The following is a 19,338-nucleotide window of genomic DNA, read 5'->3' as shown; positions in this document are numbered from 1 at the left end:
CGAGTGGGACCACGTGCTGTGCGGCCGGCGGGCGGCCGCCCCGCCCGGTCACGCCGAGGGCTCGGAGGGCCAGCGGAAGATCGTCGACGCCTATCCGGACACCTGGCGGAACCTGCACCTCCCGCACCTGCCCGAGGGCGTCGACGGGTCCGGGGCCGGGGGTTCGGAAATCCGAACCCCCGGCCCGGGGGCGGACACCATCGACCGCCCGGACCCCTCCCGCCGACGATGGACGCATGATCGATACGGCAGGGGAACCAGGGACGGAGACCGCCGCGCGGGCGGAGGAACTGCTCCGGGTGTACGGGCGGGGGGCCGCCGCGGTGCGGGCGCTGAACGGGGTGTCGGTCGCGTTCGCGCCCGGGACCTTCACGGCGGTGATGGGGCCTTCGGGCTCCGGGAAGACGACCCTGCTGCACTGCCTCGCGGGGATGGACAGACCGACCGGCGGCTCCGTGTGGTGGGGCGGCACCGAGGTGTCCCGGCTGCCCGAGCGGCGGCTGGCGCGACTGCGCCGCAGCCGGGTCGGGTTCGTGTTCCAGGCGTTCAACCTGATGCCGGCGATGACCGTCGCGCAGAACGTCGAACTCCCCGGCCGGCTGGCCGGCGAACGGCCCGAACGGGCACGGGTGCTCGACGCGCTCGCCAGGGTGGGGCTCGCCGGGCGCGAACGGCACCGGCCGGGGCAGCTGTCGGGCGGACAGCAGCAGCGGGTGGCGATCGCCCGGGCGCTGGTCTCCCGCCCCCGGGTGCTCTTCGCCGACGAACCGACCGGCGCGCTCGACCGGGCCACCGGCCACGAGGTCCTCGCCCTGCTGCGCGCGGGGGTGGACCGGGAGGGTCAGACCTGCGTGATGGTGACCCACGATCCGGTCGCCGCCGGGTACGCGGACCGGGTGCTGCTGCTCGCCGACGGCGTGCTCGTCGACGAACTCGACCGGCCCACCGCCGCGCGGGTGGGCGAGCGCCTGAGCCGGCTGGGCGGGTGAGCACCGTGATCGCACTCGCCCTCGGGCAGTTGCGGCGCCGCCCCGCCGCCTTCGCCGGACTGGCCGTCGCCCTCTTCCTCGCCCTCGCCACCGTGACGACGTTCGGCCTGCTGTTCGCCACCGAGGCCACCGCCGGGCCGGACGCCGGGGAGCCGGTCGACGGACCCGGACCGATGGTGATCGCGGGCGCGTTCGGCGAGATCGCCGTCCTGGTCGCGTTCTTCGTCGTGGTGAACGCGCTGGGCTTCGCCCTCCGGCAGCAGCACCGCGAACTGGCCCTGCTGCGCACCGTCGCGGCGACGCCCCGGCAGGCCCGGCGCCTGGTCCGCGCCGAGGTCGTGGCGACGACGCTGCTGGTCGCCGCGCCGGGCTGGGCCGCCGGTGCCGCGGGGGCCCGCCGGTTCCTCGCGGAGCTCCAGGAGCGGGGCATGGCAGCGCCGGGCCTGCGCGTGCCGGACACCGTCCTGCCGATGCTGGTCGCGCTGGTCGCGCTGGTCGCCGTCCTCGCCGTCGGCCTGGCCGCCGCTGCCGTCGCCGCCCGGCGGATCTCCCGGATCGCGCCCGCGGCCGCCCTCACCGCGAGCTCGACCGAGCACGACCGCACGGGCGCACCGCGGCTGCTCGCCGGAGCCGTCGTGCTGGTCGCCGGCGGCCTGCTCCTGCGGCTGGCCGCCACGCGGCCGCCCGGGCGGGCGGACCAGGCGGGACAGGCCGCGCTGCTCGGCTCGCTCGTGCTGCTGGCCGCGGTGGCCCTCCTGGGACCGCTCGCGGCCCGGGCCCTCGCCGCCGTCTCCGGCGCGCCGGCACGGGCGCTGGCACCCCGCGCCGGGTGGCTGGCCGACGCCAACCTGCGCGGCTACGCCCGGCGCCTGTCGTCCGCCGTGGTGCCCGTGGCGCTCCTCGTGGGACTGTCGGGCACCATGTCGATCATGACGAGTACCGCCGGGCACGCCCCGGGCGCGGCAGCGAGCGGCGTCACCTCGGCCACGGACGTCTGGCTGCGCCAGAGCGAACTGGCCCTGCTGGTCTGCTTCGCGTCCGTCTCCACGGTCAACACCCTGGTGGCCCTCACCGCCGGCCGGCGCCGAGAGTTCGCCCTGCTGCGGCTGGTCGGCGCGACCGGGGCCCAGCTGCTGCGCATGCTCACGGTGGAGGCGGTGCTGACCGCCGTGGTGGGCGTCCTGCTCGGCGCCGTGGTCGCGGGCGCCACGTCGTCGGCGTACAGCGCGGCGGTGACCGGCTCCGCGGTGCCGGTCGTCCCGCCGGCCGCCTGCGGCTGGATCGTGGCGGGTGCCACGGCGGTGACGGTCCCGGTCATCCTCGTCACGGGCCTGCGGGCGGTACGCGGCCCGGCGGCGGAACTGGCGGGCGGCAGCGGTGACTGAGCACGGCGGCGGGGGAGGACCGGCCGACGAGGACCGGGGCGCGTCCCGCGAGGGCACCACCGGCGCGGAGACGCCGCGGAGGCGGGCGCGGCCCGCGTCGGAGCGGTGGTGGCGGCCCGTCTCGGAGTGGTGGCGGCGGTCCGCGTCCGGGCGGTCGCGAGCCGCGTCCGGTGCGGAGACGGCGTCGAGGTGGGCGCGGCCCGCGTCGGAGTGGTGGCGGCGGTCCGCGTCCGGGCGGTCGCGAGCCGCGTCCGGGCGGTCGCGGCCGGGGGCTGTTTCCGGACATCGGGGGTGGTTCTCCGTCCGGGGCGGCGAGTGGGTGTTCGCCGTGGCCGGGCTGCCTTTCGCGCTGGTCGGCGGCGGCTACGCGATCGCCGTCCTGTACGCGGGAGTGCTGCTCTCGCTCACCGTGCTCGGACTGCCCTTCGTCGCCGCCGCCCTGCTCGGGGCGCGTGGCCTCGGCGCCCCGCACCGGTGGCTGCTCGGCCGGCTGCTCGGCACGCACGTCGAGGCGCCGGCCGGACTGCCCCGCCCCGAGGGCGTGCTCGCCCGGGGCCGCGTCGTCCTCGCCGATCCGGTCGCCTGGCGCGCCCTGCTCTACCTGCTGCTGCGGCTGCCGCTCGGCCTCCTGGGCTTCGCCGCCGCCGTGGGGCTGCCCCTCGCCTGCGGCTGGCTGACCGGCTTCCCGCTCTGGGCCCGGCTCCTGGAGGGGCCGCGCCCCGTCGGCTGGGCGGACCTCGTCTCCGTACCGCTCGGCGTGCTGATCCTGACCGCGCTGCCCGCGACGATCAGGACGCTCGGCGGGGCGAACCGCCGGCTCGGCGTGCTGCTGCTCGGCCCCGCCCCCGCGCAACGGCGGGTCAGGGAGCTGGAGACGGCCCGCGCCGGCCTGCTCGCGGAGAACGCCGACCGGCTCCACCGCCTGGAGCGCGACCTGCACGACGGAACCCAGGCCCGGCTGGTCGCCCTGGCCATCACCCTCTCCCTGACGGACGACGCGCTCGCGCCCGCCGCCGGCCCGGACCTGGCACGGTCGCGCGCCCTGGTGGAGCGGGCCAGGAACCAGACCGACGTCACCCTCGCCGAACTGCGCGGGCTCACCCGGGGGATCAGGCCGGTGGCCCTGGACGGCGGCCTCGCCCAGGCGCTGCCGGGCCTCACCGCCACCTCCCCGGTGCCGGTCGCCGTCCGCCTCGACCTGCGGGAGGACGTGGACCCGGCGGTCGAGCGGGCCGTCTACTTCTGCGCCGCCGAACTGCTCACCAACGTCGCCAAGCACAGCGGCGCACGCTCCGCCGAGCTCCTGGCGAGCGCCTCCGGCGGGCGCGTCCGCCTGGTCGTGCGCGACGACGGACGGGGCGGTGCGGCGCCCGGCACCGACACCGACACCGGCACCGTCGGCGGTACGGCTACCGGCACCCGTACCGGGAGCGGTCTGAGCGGTCTCGCCGGGCGCCTGGCGGCGGTGGACGGCGTCCTGACGGTCGACAGCCCGCCCGGCGGCCCCACCACGGTCACCGCCGAGCTGCCGGCCCGGCTGTGAGGGCGGCTCAGGCGCCGCCCTCCGCCAGGAACGCCAGGACCGCCTTCACCCGCCGGTTGTCGGTGTCCGTCGCCCGCAGGCCGAACTTCGCGAAGACGGCGGCGACGTGCTTCTCCACCGCCCGCTCCGACACCGCCAGCGACGCCGCGACGGCACGGTTGGAGCGGCCCTGCGCCATCAGCTCCAGCACCTCGCGCTCGCGCGGGGTCAGCGAGTCCACCGGACCGCGCCGTCCGCCCCGCATCAGCCCGGCGACCACCTCCGGGTCGAGCGCCGTCCCCCCGTCGGCGACGCGGTGCAGCGCCTCCACGAACTCGTCGGTCCGCGCGACGCGTTCCTTCAGCAGGTAGCCGACGCCGGCCGCGCCGTCCGCCAGCAGCCGCGCGGCCCACACGGTCTCGATGTGCTGGGAGAAGACCAGGATGCCCACGCCGGGATGGTCCGCCCGGATGCCGACGGCGGCCCGGATGCCCTCGTCGGTGTGGGTGGGCGGCATCCGGATGTCCACCACGGCCACGTCGGGGCGGTGCGCCCCCACCGCGTCGAGCAGCTCGGCCGCGGTCCCTGCGGTGGCCACCACCTCGCACCCGCGCGCCCCCAGCAGCTCGACCATGCCGTCCCGCAGCACGACGGAGTCCTCGGCCAGCACCACGCGGAGTCGTCTCTCGGTCACGACGCCATTATCGGGCGCGAGCGGAACGGAGTTAACGATCTTGGGCTGGGGCGGTCACGGACCGGGCGGCCCGAAAGGGGCCCGATGCGCGGTCTTTCGCCGTCGCGGATGAATCGTTCCCCCAATTCTCCGGACCCCCGCAGCCCGTGATCTTCCCGGCGCGTTAGGACGACAGGAAACCCGCTCCCGCCTCCCCCTGCCCGCACCTGCCCTCCGGAGATCCCCATGACCACCGCCCCGGCTCCCACCCGGGTCCGGATCGCCGCATCCTGCCGCTCCGTGACCGAAGCCCCCGCCTTCTCCCTCGCCGTCCTGACCGTGATCCTGTTCAACGCCGTCCTGCTCGGCGCCGAGACCTACCACGGCTTCGCCACCGACCACGCCGCCCGGCTCCGCGGCGCCGAGCACGGCTGCCTCGCCTTCTTCACCCTGGAGATGCTGCTCCGCCTCGGCGCCCACGCCGACCGGCCCAAGGAGTTCTGGCGCGACGGGTGGAACGTCTTCGACCTCGTCGTCGTGGCCGGCGCCTACGTCCCCTTCGTCCGCGAGAACGCCACCGTCCTGCGACTGCTCCGCATGGTGAGGGTCCTGCGCACCGCCCGCTTCCTGCCCCAGCTGCGCATCCTGTTCATCGCCGTCTCCCGCAGCCTGCCCGGCACCGTCAGCTTCCTCTTCGTCGGAGCCGTCGTCCTCTACGTCTACGCCATGGTCGGCTGGGTCTGCTTCGGCTCCCACGACCCGGCCCACTTCGGCTCCCTGGGACGCGCCCTGCTCACCCTGTTCCTGCTGATGACCCTGGAGGGCCTCCAGGACGCCATCTACAACGGGCTGGCCATCTCGCGCCTGAGCATCCTCTACTACGGCTCCTACGTCCTGCTCGCCTCCTTCGTCCTGGTCAACGTCCTCATCGGGGTCGTCCTCAACAGCCTGGACGAGGCCCGCGAACTCGACGAGGCCGCCCTCGGCGCCACCGGCCGCGCACCCCGCCCGGGAAAGACCGACGGCGCCACCCGCCCCGTGACGTCCCCCGCGGAGCCCGCTGCCGGGGAACTCGCGGAGCGCATCGCCGGCATGCGGCAGGCGCTCGACACCCTGGAGCGGTCCCTGGCCGCGCACCCGCCCGCCGCCCACGGCCGGGAGCGCATGACGACCATCGCCTGACCGACCGCTCCGCTGTGGCGGCGGGACGGAAGGGTACGGACAATGGGAGGGCCGGACGGCGTGCGGACGTCACGCGCGGAGCCGGCGGGGACGCAGGTGATCGGGCATGTGCCGATGGCTCGCCTACTGGGGCACGCCAGTGCTGCTCGACACGATCCTGTACCAGCCGGCCCACTCCCTGATCGACCAGAGCCTGCACTCCAAACTGGGGGTGGAGACGACCAACGGCGACGGGTTCGGCGTGGGGTGGTACTCGGAGCACAGCGAGACCCCGGCGCTGCTCAGGGACGTCGGGCCCGCCTGGAACAACCGCAACCTGCGCGAGCTGGCGGACCACGTCCGGTCCCCGCTGTTCTTCGCCCACATCCGTGCCTCGACCGGGACGGCGGTGCAGCAGTCGAACTGCCACCCCTTCCGGTACGGCCGCTGGATGTTCATGCACAACGGCGCGATCGCCGGCTTCCCCCGCCTGCGCCGTGAGCTCGCCCTGCTCGTCGACCCCGGGCTCTACTCCGACATCGAGGGCACGACGGACTCCGAGGTGATGTTCTATCTGGCCCTGACCTTCGGTCTCGACGAGGACCCGCCCGCGGCCGTCGCCGCGATGGCGGGCGTCGTGGAGCGGGTCGGGCGGGCGCACGGGGTGGGGTTCCCCCTCCAGATGACGCTCGCCCTGACCGACGGCACGCGCGTCTGGGTCTTCCGCTACTCCAGCGCCCGCGCCTCGCGCTCGCTGTTCTACAGCAGCCGGGTGGAGGCGCTGCGCCGGCTCCACCCGGACGTCGGATTCCTGCGCCACCTGTCCGAGGACACCCGCCTGATCGTCTCCGAGCCCCTCGGTGACCTGCCCGGTGCCTGGAACGAGGTGCCGGAGAACAGCTACGGCGTCGTCCAGCCCGGCACCGACGAGCTCCACCGCTTCGCCCCCGCGCCGGCCTGACGCCCACCGGCCGCCCGGCGCGAGGACCGTCCCCGGCCCCGCCCCGGTGGGGCCGGGGACGGTCCTCAGGACCAGGAAGCGGTCACCAGAGCACGCTCGGCGGCGTCCAGGTGGACCGCCGAGGCCAGCCACGCCCGGGCGTACGCCTCGGGGGAGGCGTCCACCAGCCGGCCGAAGGAGTCCCGCGGCCTGCGGTCCGCCTCGGCGGCCAGGCCCTCCGCGAGGTCGGCGGCCCCGGCGAGACCCGCCCGGCGCAGCGGCACCCCGAGAGCTGCCCGGTCCGCCCCCCGGGCGGCCTCGGCGACGGCGCGCCGCCCGCCCGCGACGCCGGTCTCCAGCAGCCGCCGGACCCGCCACAGCGGCGCGTCGGCGAGCGGGTCCGGACCGGCCTGCCCGAGGGCGCCGGCGGACGCGCCGGTCTCCGGACGCGGGAAGTGATCGCCCTGGAGCCGGTCGTAGCCCAGGTCCGCGTGGCCCCGCCACTCCTCCGGCAGCCGCAGCGAGGACGACGCGCCCGGCACCGGGCCCACCGCCAGCGGGCGGAGCGTCGCCGCACGGTCCGGGTCGGGGCGGCCCAGGACCCGCAGGACGAGACCGGGGAACCCGCCGATCCGGCGCAGGTTCTCCGCGTGCGGCAGCTCCGGGTGGGGGTGGGCGACGCGCAGCCGCACCAGCGGCCCGCCGTCCAGGACGCGCGCCAGCACGTGGTCGCCGGCCGCGCCGAGGACCGTCACGTCACAGCCGAGCAGCGCCGGCTCCACGTCCCCGGGAGCCTCCGCCGCCGCGTCGAGCGCCGCCGCCACGGCCTCCCGTACCGGCCTGGAGAAGAGCGACGCGACGGGCTCCTCCGACCAGTCCGCCCCGCGCACGGGAGTGGCGCGCACCCCCCGGCCCGCGCCGAGCCGCCCGTCCGCCGAGACCGTCGCCCCCGCGATCAGCAGCCCGCCGCGCGCCAGCCCGGCGTGATCGAGGACGGCCCCGCCGAGCGCGACCGACGCCGTGCCCGCCCCCCTGGCCCGCGAGAGGCCGCCCGGCCGCACGTCGGACAGGGTGTGGAGGGCGCCGTCGGGTCCGAGCAGATGGGTCGTCACCCCGCCGTAGCCGGTCGCTGAGAGCACCGGCTCCCGGCACAGCCCGAGCACCCGCAGGCTGCCGCCCTGCGCGTAGGCGCGGCGCACGGTCCCGGCCCCCTCCGGCCCCGCCGCGCCGGACGCGAGCGCGGCGGCCCCGGCGAGCAAGGAGCGGAAGGCGGCCGTCAGGTCGGTGAGCCGCTGCCCCCGGCTCTGCTCGCGCGCCGTCCGCAGACCCCGTACGACCCTGAGCGCGGCGGCCTCGGCCCGGGGCAGCCCCGCGAGCCGCGCCGAGTGCGCGGCGCGCAGCAGCTCGGCCTGGACGACCGTCCCGCCCGCGGTGACGCCCGCGGCGAGGGCCTCCGCGGCGGCCAGCCAGAGGCCCGACGCCGCGTCGACCTGGGCGGGCGTCAGCGACGGCCGCGCCTCCTCGGCCGCCGCCGGACGGGACGCCGTGACGGGCGCCGCCCCCGGGGGCGACGCCCCTTCCGCGCGCTCGGGGGCGGGCGGCCCGGCCGGGGCCACGGCGTCCGCGTCCGCGAGGGGCGCCGCGCCGAGGACGGCCGCCCGGTGCAGGCAGCGCGGCGCCAGGAGACAGCTGCAGACCGCCTGGCCGGGCTCCGTCACGGCGCCCGACGGGCCCGGTCGCAGGGTCACCAGCGTGTCCTCGCCGAACCGCACCTCCACGGAGCCGTCGGCACCCGCCACGGCCTTCCCCGCGCACTCGGCGACGGTGGCGTCCAGCTTCTTGCGCAGCCGCGCGGTGAGCTGCTCGACGGCCTCGGCGAGGACCTCGGGGGCGACGGGCGGCAGCGGTTCGGTGCTCATCGGGCTTCTCCACGGAGGCGGTCGCCGACCCAGCGGGCGAGGGCGAGGGGGCTGAGGGCGGCCACCGGCATCCCGGCGGCCACGAGGCGGCGTGCCACCGGCACCGAGTAGCGGGGCGCCCCGGCGTCGTCGAGGGCGGCGCAGCCCAGCAGGTGCGCCCCCGAGGACGCCAGCGCGCGGACCTCCCCGAGGAGGCCGGCGAGCGGCGCGCCCTCCTCGAAGTCGCTGACCACGACGACGAGGGTGCGGCTGGGCACGGTGACGAGCGTCCGGGCGTGCGCGAGGCCCGCGGCGATGTGGGTGCCGCCGCCGACCCGCACCTCCAGGAGCAGCGAGAGCGGATCGTCGACCCGGTCGGTGAGGTCCACCACCTGCGTGGAGAAGGCCAGGAAGTGCGTGGACAGCGTCGGCACGCCGCCCAGGACCGCCGCCGTGAGGGCGGACCAGACGACCGACGCCTCCATCGAGCCGGAGACGTCGACCACCAGGATCAGCCGCCAGTCCGCCTCCTTGCCCGCTCGGGTGCCGAACACCGGACGCTCCGGGACGACCACGACCCGGCCGTCGTCCAGCCGCCGGGTGTGCGCCAGATTGGCCCGCAGGGTGCGGGCCAGGTCGAGACGGCCGCCGGGACGCCGGGTGGGCCGGGGCGAGGACAGCCCGGACAGCGCCGGACGCACCCGGGTGGCCAGCTCCTTCGCCAGCTCGTCGACGAGCCGCTTCACCAGCGGCCGGAGCCGGGCGAGCCGCGCCTCCGGCATGCCGCCGGCCAGGGACAGCACCGAGGACAGCAGCTCCACCGACGGACGGACGGCGGCCGGGTCCAGCTGGGCCAGGACGTCGGCCCGGCCCGCGTCGGCGGCGTCGGCGAGGACCTCCTCGCGGACGCCGGCCCCGAACAGGGCCTCCAGCTCCTCCGCCCACTCACGGGCGGTCGGGAACGACGCCTCCTGCCCGCCGCCCCGCCCGGACGCGCCGCCGTCGAGCCCGTCGGAGCCTTCGCCGCGACCGTGGCCGTACAGCTCGTCCAGCGCATGGGCGTAGCGGCGGGCCCGGCCGCCCAGCAGGTCCTTCTGGCGGCCGAGGAGCAGCCGCCACCGGTCCGCGGCCCCGAGCCCGTGCTCCGGCACGGGCGGCACCGGCTCCGCCGCCGGCGCGGGAGCGGCCGCCCCCGCCGCCGGTACGGGCGCGGGCGCCGCGCCGGGCAGCGCCAGCGCCTTGAGAGCGGCCAGGCCCGCCGCGTCCGCCGCGGCCCACAGAGCGAGGAGCTCGGGCGGGGCGTCGAGGGAGAGGTCGGGGCGGTCCCCGAGCCGCTCGGTGACCGTCGTCAGGAGCCGCTCGCGCGCGGCCGGCGACAGCGCGTCGAAGCCGCCCCGCAGGGCCGGCAGGCGATCGAGGAACTCCTGGTCGGCGAGCGTGTCGACCCGGTCCAGGAGCGGCCCGAGGGCGTCCGGGGAGACTTCGAGGAGCGGCCCGGCGGCGGTGAGCAGACCGGCCAGCCGCTTCGCGAGCGCACGGCGCGCGTCGGGTCCCGCGGCGCCGTCGATCCAGCCCGCGGCCCGCTCCCCGAGTCCGGCGGCCGGATCGAGGTCCAGCAGGACGCGGACGGCGAGGGCCGCGCCCTGGACGAGGGGCGAGCCGTCCGCCGAGAGGTCGGCCAGCGCGCGGTCCATCCGCAAGCCCAGCTGCCGCGCCGCCGCCCGGTCGGCCAGCGCGACCAGGGCCGCGGCGTCCGCGGGGGCGTCGCTCCCGGCGAGACCGGGCAACGACCGGACGGCGGCTTCGAGGAGTTCACCGGTCAGCGCTCCGGCGGTGTCCCGCGCCCCGGGCGTGGTGCCCGGGAAGTGGCCGCGGCGCAGCGCCTCCAACAGGTCCAGGGAGTTGATGAGTTCGGGCAGGTCCGCCGTCTCGGGCAGGACCTCCGACGCCTCCCGCAGCCGGTCCGCGACCAGCTCGGGCAGGTCGCAGCGGGCGGCGGCGGTGAGTCCCGCCAGCACCTGCGCCGGGGTCGGCCCGCCCTCGGCGGCCTCGCGCCGCGCGGTCTCGCCCAGCGTGCCCGCGGCCGCCTGCGCGGCCGTCACCCCGCGGGCCCCGGCCAGGTCGAGCCGCGCGGGCACCGAAGGCGTCCACGTCAGGCGCCACTTGGTGCCCAGCGCCGTACCGTCGCCCGTCGAGGCGACCGCGAGCGGCTCGCCGTACGCGGCGCCGATGACCAGCAGCCGCTGGAGCAGCACCTCGCGGCGCCCGTCCAGCGGCGACCGCAGCGGGTCGAGCCGCACCTCGCGCGGCTCGGGGTCGTCCGGGCGGGGCAGCCGGAGCCGGGCCAGCTCGTCCTCCACGGACGGGCCGAGGCCGGACCGGGGGGCGCGGGGGGTGAGCCTGCCCCGCGCGGTGCCGACGAACGCGGCCTCCAGGGCGCGGGCCAGCGCCCGGCCCCGGCCGAGCGGCTCGCCCTGCCCGAGCACGGTGGTGACCGCCTCCAGGAGCTCACCGCGGCCCGGCGCGGGCAGCCCGCGCAGCGCCGCCAGGTCGCAGGCGAGCCGCAGCGCCTCGGTGGCCTCGCCCGTGCCGGCGGTGTGGCCCGCGCGGCGCAGCTCCCGGCACAGGCCCGTCAGCGCGGTGGCGGCCGCCTCCCGCAGCCGGTCCGGCGCGCCGCCCGCCTCGAACACGGCCTGCTGCCAGCGCGGGTCGCGGATGCCCGCCGGATAGCCCGAGCGGGAGTCCAGGAGGTCGAAGGAGTACGGGACGAAGGAGGTGACGGCCTCCCCGGCCGGGGCGGCCACCGAGGCCGCCGTGCCGTCCGAGGTCTCCGCTCCGGCCGGGGAGGAGCCGGCCGGGCGGCCCGTGACCGCGTCGCCGCCGTCCGGATCCGTGCCGTCGGCCCGCCCGAACCCGGCCGTCAGCGCCGGGGCGTGGAACGCGCCGATCACGGCCGCGACCCGCCGCCCGTCCGCCGCCGCCTCCGCGATCACGCGGCGCATCCGGGCCTCGCGCGCCAGATCGGTGGCGGGCACCACGGCGTCGGCGCGCAGCGCCCAGCCCACCCCGAGCGCCGCCCGGCGCACGGCCTCGGGCGCGCAGCCGGGGGCGAGCACCTCGACGGCGCGGTCCCACAGGTCGTCGCCGTCCCGGCCGGTGCCGGCGGCGGTCAGCGCGTCGGCGAAGGAACGCCGAGCCGGTCCGTCCGGCTCGGTTTCGCCGTCCGCGCCGGGGGTGCGGTCGGCCGTCGCGGACCAGCCGGGGGCGCCGAGGGGCAGGTCGCAGCAGACGACCTCGGCACCCCGCGCCCGGGCCCACCGCACCGCGGCCAGCTCCGGCGAGAAGTCGGCGAACGGGTAGAAGGACAGCCGCCCGCCCTCGCCCGTCCCGGCCAGGGCGACCGGCGCGACCGTCTCGGGATCGGCGAGGTGCTCCAGCCACGGCTGGAAGTCGGCGGGGAGCTCCACGCAGACCACCTCGGCCTCCGCCGCGTCCAGGAGGGCGGGCACCACGGCGGCGAGCGCCGGGCTGTGGTGCCGTACGCCCAGCAGGTACGGCGCGCGCGACGCAGCCAGCGCATCGACGGCCGCCCGGGGGTCGGGAAGGGTCACCGCAGGCTCCCGCGCAGGTCCCAGAGGCGGCGCCACATCGCCGAACCCGTCTCCGCGCGGCGGCGGACCGGCCCGTCCCAGTAGCCGAGGAGACGGGCGTGGTCGGCCGGGTCGTCCTTGCGGACGACGCCCAGGAGGTGGCCCGGGAGCAGGTCGAGGACGTCCCCGCCGGGCAGGTAGGCCGCCGACAGCCCCAGCGAGGCCGCCACCTGCACCGCCTCGGCGGTGGACATGACGGTGCCCGGCCGCTCCACGTCCCAGCCCTCGGTGGACCGGCCGGAGCGCAGGTCGCGGAAGACGGTCACGAGGGCGTCCAGGACGGCGTCGTCGACGCCGAACTCCGCCCCGGCCCGCCGCACCGCGGCGACGGCCTGGTGCCGGATCAGGGTCGCCTCGGCGTCGGCGTCCGCGATCGGGTCCACGGTCTCGAAGTTGAAGCGGCGCTTGAGCGCGGCCGACATCTCGGAGACGCCCCGGTCCCGGAGGTTGGCCGTCGCGATCACCGTGAAGCCGGGAGCGGCGCTCACCACGGCGTCCTCGGTGGCGGTCAGTTCGGGGACGGTGACGCGCCGGTCGGACAGCAGGGACACCAGCGCGTCCTGCACCTCGGGCAGACAGCGGGTGATCTCCTCGACGCGCACCACCCGGCCGGTGCGCATGGCGGACAGCACCGGGGAGTCGACCAGGGCCTGAGGGGTGGGGCCCTGGGCGAGCAGCAGGGCGTAGTTCCACCCGTACCGGAAGGCGTCCTCGGTGGTGCCGGCGGTGCCCTGGACGGTGAGGGCGCTGGTGCCGCAGACGGCCGCGGCGAGCAGCTCGGACAGCATCGACTTGGCGGTGCCCGGTTCGCCGGTCAGGAGCAGTCCGCGCTCACCGGCCAGGGTGACGACGCAGCGCTCCACGAGGGCCCGCTCGCCGACGAACTTCGGGCTGATCGCCAGCTTCGCGGGCAGGCCCTCGCGCCGCTCGGGCAGGGCCAGCTCGACGCCGGCGCTGCCGCAGACGAAGGTGACGACGGCACGCGGGGTGAGCGCCCAGCCCGGCGGACGGGGGCCCGGGTCCTGGGCGGCGAGGAAGGCCAGTTCGGCGGCGTGACGCTCCTCGGCGGGACGGACCTGCCGGGCGGGGGCGGAGTGTTCGGTGACGGTCATGCGCGGTTCCTTCGGGACGGAGGCTGCGGAGGGTGGGAGGGCATGGAGGGCCGTGAGCGGGGACGGGGGAGAGGGGACGCCGGCGGGGCGCCCGGCCCGGCGGACAACGGCACCCCCGGGGACGGGGGGGCCGTTGTCCGCCGTAGCCGTAGCCGTAGCCGTAGCCGTAGCCGTAGCCGTAGCCGTAGCCGTAGCCGTGGCCGTGGCCGTGGCCGTGGCCGGGTGGCGGGCCGGTCAGCGGCGCCGGCGGGTGCGCTTCACCTTCAGCTCCTCGAAGCGCGGCAGGTCACCGTCGGCGATCCGCCGCCACGCCCGGGCGTACAGCTCGGCGACCGGCTCGGCCGGCACCAGCGCCCCGAGGACGGGCCGTCCGTCCGCCGGAACGCCGAACAGCGCCAGCTTCCACTGCTCGACGGGGAGCCCGGGCGACGGCTGCTCCGCCCAGGCACCCGGCAGGAACAGCGAGCGTCCCGCGCGGGCCCGGACGGCGGACACCACCAGGTCGGTGGCGGCGAGTTCGGCCCGCGCCGCCTTCAGCCGCGCCGGCTTCCACCCCGTCCACCGGGCCGTGTTCCGGTCGGTCGGGTCGGGCAGGGCCAGCAGCATCAGGTACAGCGTCGCGGCGTCGGCCCCCAGGCCGTGCGCCTCGGCGGCCTCCGCCACGAGCGCGGGCACCGAGCGCGACGGGTCCTGCGGCCACCACGTGCCGTCCTCGGCCGTCCCGCCCGCCACGGGCGCGCCCGGATCGGCGAGCAGCCGCGCGAACGCCGGGTCGTGGCAGCGGCGCAGGGCCGCCTCGACCGCCGTCGGCGCCTGGTCCGGCCCGCGCAGCGCGACCAGGTACGGGTCCGAGCCGGTCGAGTCCAGCAGCGACGTCCGCAGCGCCGGCAGCGGCTGCCCGTCGTGCGTGGCCATCAGCACCGCCCCGTACCGCTCGTGGTCCGGCGCCGTCTCCGTCGGGGCGCCCGCCACCTTCCGGAACTCCGCCAGGCTCGTGAACTGCCCCACCGCGACGAGCAGGTCCGGCGAGGCCAGCCGCTGCCGCACGGCCGTCAGCGCGCCCGGCAGCGCCGCCCGCAGCGGGTCGCCCGCCGGGAGCCGGTGCGCCATCCACGTCATCAGGCCCAGCGCACCCGTCAGCACGGTGCCGTTGAACGGGGCGTCGGCGGGCGCCACCGGCTCCGGCCGGTCGTTCTGGATCCGCCACGCCACGTCCGTGCCCAGCTCGGGGGAGCCCGCCGGGTCCAGCAGCGCGGGCAGCGCCCGGGACGCGGGCCAGCCGCCGCGCACCGCCCGCGCGGCCTCGGCCGTCAGCCAGTCGGGCACCTGGACCCGGCGGCCGACGCGCGCGTTCCACACCTCGGCCGCGGCCGCCACGTCCGGCCCGGCGGTCCACAGCAGCGCCGGGTCCTCGGGCAGCAGCGCCGCCACGACCTCCTGGCGCACCTCGACGGGCAGGTCCCGCAGCTCGTTCCGCGCGTGCCCGGCCTCGACGACCTTCAGGCCCAGGATCTTGCGCAGCTCCACGGGCAGGAAGTTGCTCTCGTGGCTGTCGACCTCGGGCATGCCGGCCAGGACGAGCGCGGAGAGCGCCCGGGAGGCCCCGGTGAGCCGGCCGAACTCCTCGGCCGCCGCCGGCACGTACGGCGCGGTGCCCCGCGCCCGCGCCTCCGCGAGGAACGCGGCCGCCCACCCGGCGCCGCGCACCGGGTCGCCGACGGGAGTGCAGGAGCGCACCGTGTAGGGCCCGGGGACGTCGAAGCGCCCGCTCGGGTCGTACAGCAGGGCGCCGAACTCCCGGCCGTCGGGGACGCCGTCGCTCTGCTCGGTGAGGCCGAGGGCGGCCCCGCCGCCGAGCGGGACGACGCTGCGGTGCGACAGGTTCCGGTCCTGGCCGTCGGGGGTGGTCAGGTGCGGCTGGGCCAGGTGCAGCAGGACCCGCCGCCAGCGGTCGGCCGATCCGGCCGCCGACAGGACTCCGAGGGCGTCGGCCCGGCCGAGAACGTCGAGCAGCGCGCCCGCCCGCCCGGGCTCCGTACCGGGCGCGACCGCCCGGTACGCGAGCGCGCCCGGCCGGTCGAACAGCTGGGTGAACGGCAGCCCGGACCAGGGGAGCGACGGCAGGTCGAAGTGGAGGCGGCCCGGCACGGCCTCGGCGTCCGTGTCGGCGCAGACCGAGGCCAGCTCCTCCAGATAGCGGTGGGTCACGTCGTTCTCGGAGCCCCACCGGTAGTAGCCGGAGCCCACCACGCCGTTGAGCGCCTGGGCGAAGACCCGGTCGGACGGACCCTTCTCCCGCGTCACGACCGGCTCGGCCACCGGGTCGAGGCGGGCGGCGATCGCGTCCAGCGCCTTCTGCTGCCGGACGGCGAACCCCATCGCCTGCGCCACGCCGGCGACGAGTTCGGGCGTGGTCAGCTCGGGGAACGCGGTGCACACGAGGGTCGCGACGTCCTCCCCGCTCTCGACGCCGGCGGCCCCCTTCAGCAGGATGCCGGCGGTCTCCGCGTCGGCGCGGCGCAACGCCGCCGAACCCCGCGGGTCGCGGGCGCGCAGCGCGTACAGGAAGGCGAGCGGCGGGAGCAGCGACGTGGCGGTGCGGAACAGCTCGCTCCGGCCGCCCTCGCTGGTCGCCGTGACGACGCCGTCCGGGTCGGTGAGCGACAGCGTCCGCCACTCACGGGTCAGGGCGCGCGGGCGGTCGTCGCCGGGGAACGTCAGTGCCGCGAGCGGCAGCTGGGCGCCCGCCGGGAGGACGACCTCGCGCCCGGCGAGGTCGTCCGCGTGCCAGCCGCGCTCCGCCAGCCGCACCACGCGCCAGCCCAGCAGGCCGTCGACGGGCGCGCCCACGGCGGAGCCCTCCACGGCGGGGGCGGGCCGCAGCCAGGAGGAGAACGCGCCGAGTTCGGCGCCCGGGGCGTGCGGCCGCAGGGCGTCGGCGAGGAAGCCGGGCAGCGAACGCCTCCCGTAGGTGCCCTCCGCGGGGTCGTACTCGCGCCAGCCGCTCTCGTCGCCGTTCTCGTACACCCAGTACGACGTGCCGTCGGAGATCACGGGGACCTCCTCCGGGAGCCGGGTGTCCCCGGCGTGCAGCACGCCGCGGCCCGTGGTGCGACCGCCGCCGGGCAGCGGAAGGCTGACCTGGCCGGACCGCAGCGACCAGCGGTTGACGCTCTCGTCGAGGGTGATCAGCCGGTCGGGCGCGGTGTGCCAGTAGCCCTGGACCTGGCCGCTGCTGTACACGCTCCAGAACACGAGCAGGGCGCCGTCCACGTAGTGGAAGCCGCGGGCGCGGACCGAGGACGCGGCGGAGGCCGGGATGCGCAGGTCGTGGGTGAGGACGGTGGAGTCGGCGTCGATCACCCGGGCCTGGGTGGCGTTGGCCACGATCAGGTACGGCCACGCCTCGACCACGGTCAGCTGGTCCCTGTCGGAGCGGGCGGGCGACAGCTCCGCCACCGCCCGCTCCCACGCGGGCCAGTGGAACTCCTCCCACAGCCCGCCGCGCAGGGTGCGCGCCAGCGTCTCGCCGAGGTCGACGCCCGCCGCGGCGGCCACCTCCTCCGGCGCCAGCGCCAGCGCCTCGGACGGCAGCCACGACAGCGTGGACAGGACGCGCGGCACGGCGGGGAGCCCGGCCGCCACCGACTCTCGGGCGACCCTCCGGGTCCAGCGGGCCAGCAGCACCGCACCGCCCTCCGAGGCGGCCAGCCGGCGCATCACGTCCGTGCTGGAACCGGCGCCGTTGAACGAGTCCGCGCCCCGGTCGAAGGCGCTGTGGAAACGCCCGTCGGCGGCGAGCGCCACGAGGTCCCGGGGCCGCTCGGACTGGTGCCAGTCCGTCAGGTCCAGCATGGCGGCGTGCCGGTGGCCCTCCGGGGCCGGGGCGGCGACGGGGACGTCCAGCGCGAGCAGCAGGTCCAGCAGGTTGACGTCGTCGACCCCGACCCGCAGCTCGCGGCTCCCCTCGGGGCGGGCCGCGAGGTCGGAGCGGATCAGGCCCGCCGCGCGCTCGACCAGGTCCAGCAGCGCGGTCGGGGTCGGGCGCCGGCCCCAGCCGCGGTGCCGGGCCGCGTGGTAGCGCTCCAGCCAGCCCGCGGCACCGTCGGCGCACCGCTCCTCGGCGGGCAGGCCCCCGTCGACGAGACCCGCGTCGGCACCGGACTCCGCGAGGATCTCCAGCCACAGCTCGCTCATGGCGCCGTCGTCCGACGGCGGGGTCAGCGTGAGCAGGGTGCCGCGGACCGCCGGCACGCGCCGGGCGAGCGCGACGAGCGCGGGACGCTGCGCCTTCCACCAGCCCGTCGCCGCCCGCAGGGTGGCCGGCAGCGGCAGCAGCTCGGCGAGGTGGTCCTGCTCGGCCTCCGCGGAGGGCAGCCCCGCCGCGCGGGCCAGCCGCCGCAGCTCCGTGGCGGCCTGCGCGGACGGGGCGAGACCGCCCGCGGTGCGGCGCACGCACAGACGGCGGAACCGCTCGTACGCCTCCGCCGGCGCGAGGCGCGCCGACAGCTCCTTGCCGTACCCGGACAGCACCTTCACGGGCAGCGCGCCGGCCAGCGCGAACTCCAGGAACACGGCGTCGAGCCGGTCCTCGTCGACGCTCAGCCCGTGCTGCGCCTCGCTGGTGCGGGCGCGGCCGAACAACTGCCCCGCGTAGGTGGTGTTCTCGACCGCGAGGAAGACCCGTGCGGCCTGCTCGTAGAAGACGGGCAGGAAGTGCGGGACGGAGGCGGCGAGCCGTCCGGAGAGTTCGAGGCAGGCGTCGAGCGCCGCCTTGGGCTTGGTCTTCGCCTGCCGGGCGAGCCGGTCCAGCTCGGGCACGACGGCCAGCGCGTGGTGGCCGTCCTCCGGGTGGTGCACGAGCACCCACTCGGGGAAGCCGAGCTCCTGACGCCGTCCCAGTCCCACCACCGCCGGCTCGGCGGCGGGTTCGAGGCCGAGGAAGCCCGCGGCCAGGTCCTCCGCCGCGCCGAGTTCGGCGGCGGTGAGCCGCACCACGACCCGGTCCTCGCCGAGCACCGGATGGCGGTAGGTCCGTGCGGTCAGCTCCACGGCGGAGGGCCCGGCCCCCACGGTGTCGGCCGGGAGCACGGCCCCGGCGTTCAGCAGCTCCGTGTCCACGTTCGTCGCGGTCGTGCCGGTCACGCGTTCCCACCCTCTTCGATCGTGCGGCCGGCGTAGAGCGCGGCGGCCATGCGCATCCCCTCGGACCAGGCGACCGGTCCGACCCCGTCGAGCCGCACCGCGCGGCCCTCCTCGTCGTGCCAGCTGAGCCCGCCGGTCTCCGACTCCCCGTCCCAGTACGGCTCGCCGATCCACACCGACGCCTCGGTGTCCCGCCCGCCGTCGCGGACCTTGCAGGTGGCGTAGCCCCCGGAGACCCGGTAGCCGAGGCCGGTGGCCCGCGCGGCGAGCCCGAAGCGGGAGGCGAACTTGCCGCCCGCGTAGTCCCGCACCTCCGTCGCGTTCGCCGGGTGGGTCTCCGGGCGCTTCCAGGTGGCGCGGTGGATCTGCTCCACGCGCTGGGTGATGCCCAGCTCGGCCGCGAACTCCCGTACGTCGTCGAGGTCGGGGAGGAGCACCGGGTGCGGAACGGTGACCGTGCGCGGCGCCATCCGCACCGTCTCGCCGTCGAGGTCGACGACCTTGAGGCCGCCGTCCCCGGACACGTCCCTCAGGAAGCCGACCTCCTCCGGGTCGTCCCCCACGACGGCCATGTCGCGCAGCGCGGACCGCCACGCCTCGTCCGGCCAGACCCGGGCGATCAGCGCGGTCGGCACCGGCAGCGAGGACACCATCCAGGCGTCCACCTGCGCCACGCACGCGTCCGCGTGCCGGTCCAGCCACTCGGAGAGCCGCCGCAGCCGGTCCACCCCCGGATCGTCCCGAAGCGCCTTCGGGACGGACTTCAGCTCCCGCCCCCCGGCCCGGCGTGCGACCACACGCCCGCCCTCGCCGAGGGTGACCTCGTACCCCTCACCCGCATCCAGCCACGCCATCAGCAGCGC

Annotated in this window: 11 protein-coding genes; 5 read left to right on the top strand and 6 right to left on the bottom strand. The window is 77.4% G+C overall.

Annotated features, from left to right (window positions below):
* The first annotated feature begins 236 nt into the window (after positions 1 to 236).
* The 3 genes from ACF1ED_RS08540 (at position 237) to ACF1ED_RS08530 (ending at position 3,917) form a co-directional block, all read left to right on the top strand.
* On the top strand, positions 237 to 989 hold the full coding sequence (locus ACF1ED_RS08540; RefSeq protein ID WP_391757939.1) for an ABC transporter ATP-binding protein: 753 nt from the start codon (positions 237 to 239) through the stop codon (positions 987 to 989).
* A gap of 5 nt (positions 990 to 994) precedes the next feature.
* Complete coding sequence (locus ACF1ED_RS08535) at positions 995 to 2,374, top strand: FtsX-like permease family protein (protein WP_391758725.1); 1,380 nt, start codon at positions 995 to 997, stop codon at positions 2,372 to 2,374.
* Between the two features lie 328 nt (positions 2,375 to 2,702).
* Positions 2,703 to 3,917, top strand: a complete 1,215-nt coding sequence (locus ACF1ED_RS08530) for a sensor histidine kinase (protein WP_391757937.1) — start codon at positions 2,703 to 2,705, stop codon at positions 3,915 to 3,917.
* A gap of 7 nt (positions 3,918 to 3,924) precedes the next feature.
* Here ACF1ED_RS08530 and ACF1ED_RS08525 read toward each other — a convergent pair whose 3' ends face one another.
* A complete protein-coding gene (locus tag ACF1ED_RS08525; RefSeq protein ID WP_391757935.1) occupies positions 3,925 to 4,590 on the bottom strand; it encodes a LuxR C-terminal-related transcriptional regulator in 666 nt (221 codons plus the stop codon).
* Positions 4,591 to 4,815: 225 nt separating this feature from the next.
* Here ACF1ED_RS08525 and ACF1ED_RS08520 point away from each other — a divergent pair, with 225 nt between their 5' ends.
* On the top strand, positions 4,816 to 5,751 hold the full coding sequence (locus ACF1ED_RS08520; RefSeq protein WP_391757933.1) for an ion transporter: 936 nt from the start codon (positions 4,816 to 4,818) through the stop codon (positions 5,749 to 5,751).
* A 106-nt stretch (positions 5,752 to 5,857) separates the two neighbouring features.
* The gene (locus tag ACF1ED_RS08515) at positions 5,858 to 6,691 is read left to right on the top strand and encodes a class II glutamine amidotransferase (protein ID WP_391757931.1); all 834 of its coding nucleotides are present in this window, start codon (positions 5,858 to 5,860) and stop codon (positions 6,689 to 6,691) included.
* A gap of 65 nt (positions 6,692 to 6,756) precedes the next feature.
* Here the strand turns inward: ACF1ED_RS08515 and ACF1ED_RS08510 are convergent, their stop codons facing one another.
* The 5 genes from ACF1ED_RS08510 to ACF1ED_RS08490 form a co-directional block, all read right to left on the bottom strand.
* Positions 6,757 to 8,589 (bottom strand): hypothetical protein, encoded by a 1,833-nt coding sequence (locus tag ACF1ED_RS08510; RefSeq protein WP_391757929.1) that lies wholly within the window; start codon positions 8,587 to 8,589, stop codon positions 6,757 to 6,759.
* The gene (locus ACF1ED_RS08505; RefSeq protein WP_391757927.1) at positions 8,586 to 12,179 is read right to left on the bottom strand and encodes a DUF5682 family protein; all 3,594 of its coding nucleotides are present in this window, start codon (positions 12,177 to 12,179) and stop codon (positions 8,586 to 8,588) included. Before ACF1ED_RS08505 ends, ACF1ED_RS08510 begins: the two co-directional genes overlap by 4 nt.
* On the bottom strand, positions 12,176 to 13,330 hold the full coding sequence (locus tag ACF1ED_RS08500; protein WP_391757925.1) for an AAA family ATPase: 1,155 nt from the start codon (positions 13,328 to 13,330) through the stop codon (positions 12,176 to 12,178). The genes ACF1ED_RS08505 and ACF1ED_RS08500 overlap by 4 nt, the downstream gene beginning before the upstream one ends.
* Before the next feature lie 234 nt (positions 13,331 to 13,564).
* Positions 13,565 to 18,475, bottom strand: a complete 4,911-nt coding sequence (locus tag ACF1ED_RS08495) for a DNA-binding protein (protein WP_391757923.1) — start codon at positions 18,473 to 18,475, stop codon at positions 13,565 to 13,567.
* Positions 18,472 to 19,329, bottom strand: a complete 858-nt coding sequence (locus ACF1ED_RS08490; protein ID WP_391757921.1) for a DUF4132 domain-containing protein — start codon at positions 19,327 to 19,329, stop codon at positions 18,472 to 18,474. The genes ACF1ED_RS08495 and ACF1ED_RS08490 overlap by 4 nt, the downstream gene beginning before the upstream one ends.
* Positions 19,330 to 19,338: the final 9 nt, after the last annotated feature.

The organism is Streptomyces sp. NPDC014656, from assembly GCF_043084305.1.
Taxonomy (GTDB): Bacteria; Actinomycetota; Actinomycetes; order Streptomycetales; family Streptomycetaceae; genus Streptomyces.
Note: the sequence above shows the minus strand (reverse complement) of the source record. Positions and strands in the feature narration are given on the sequence as shown.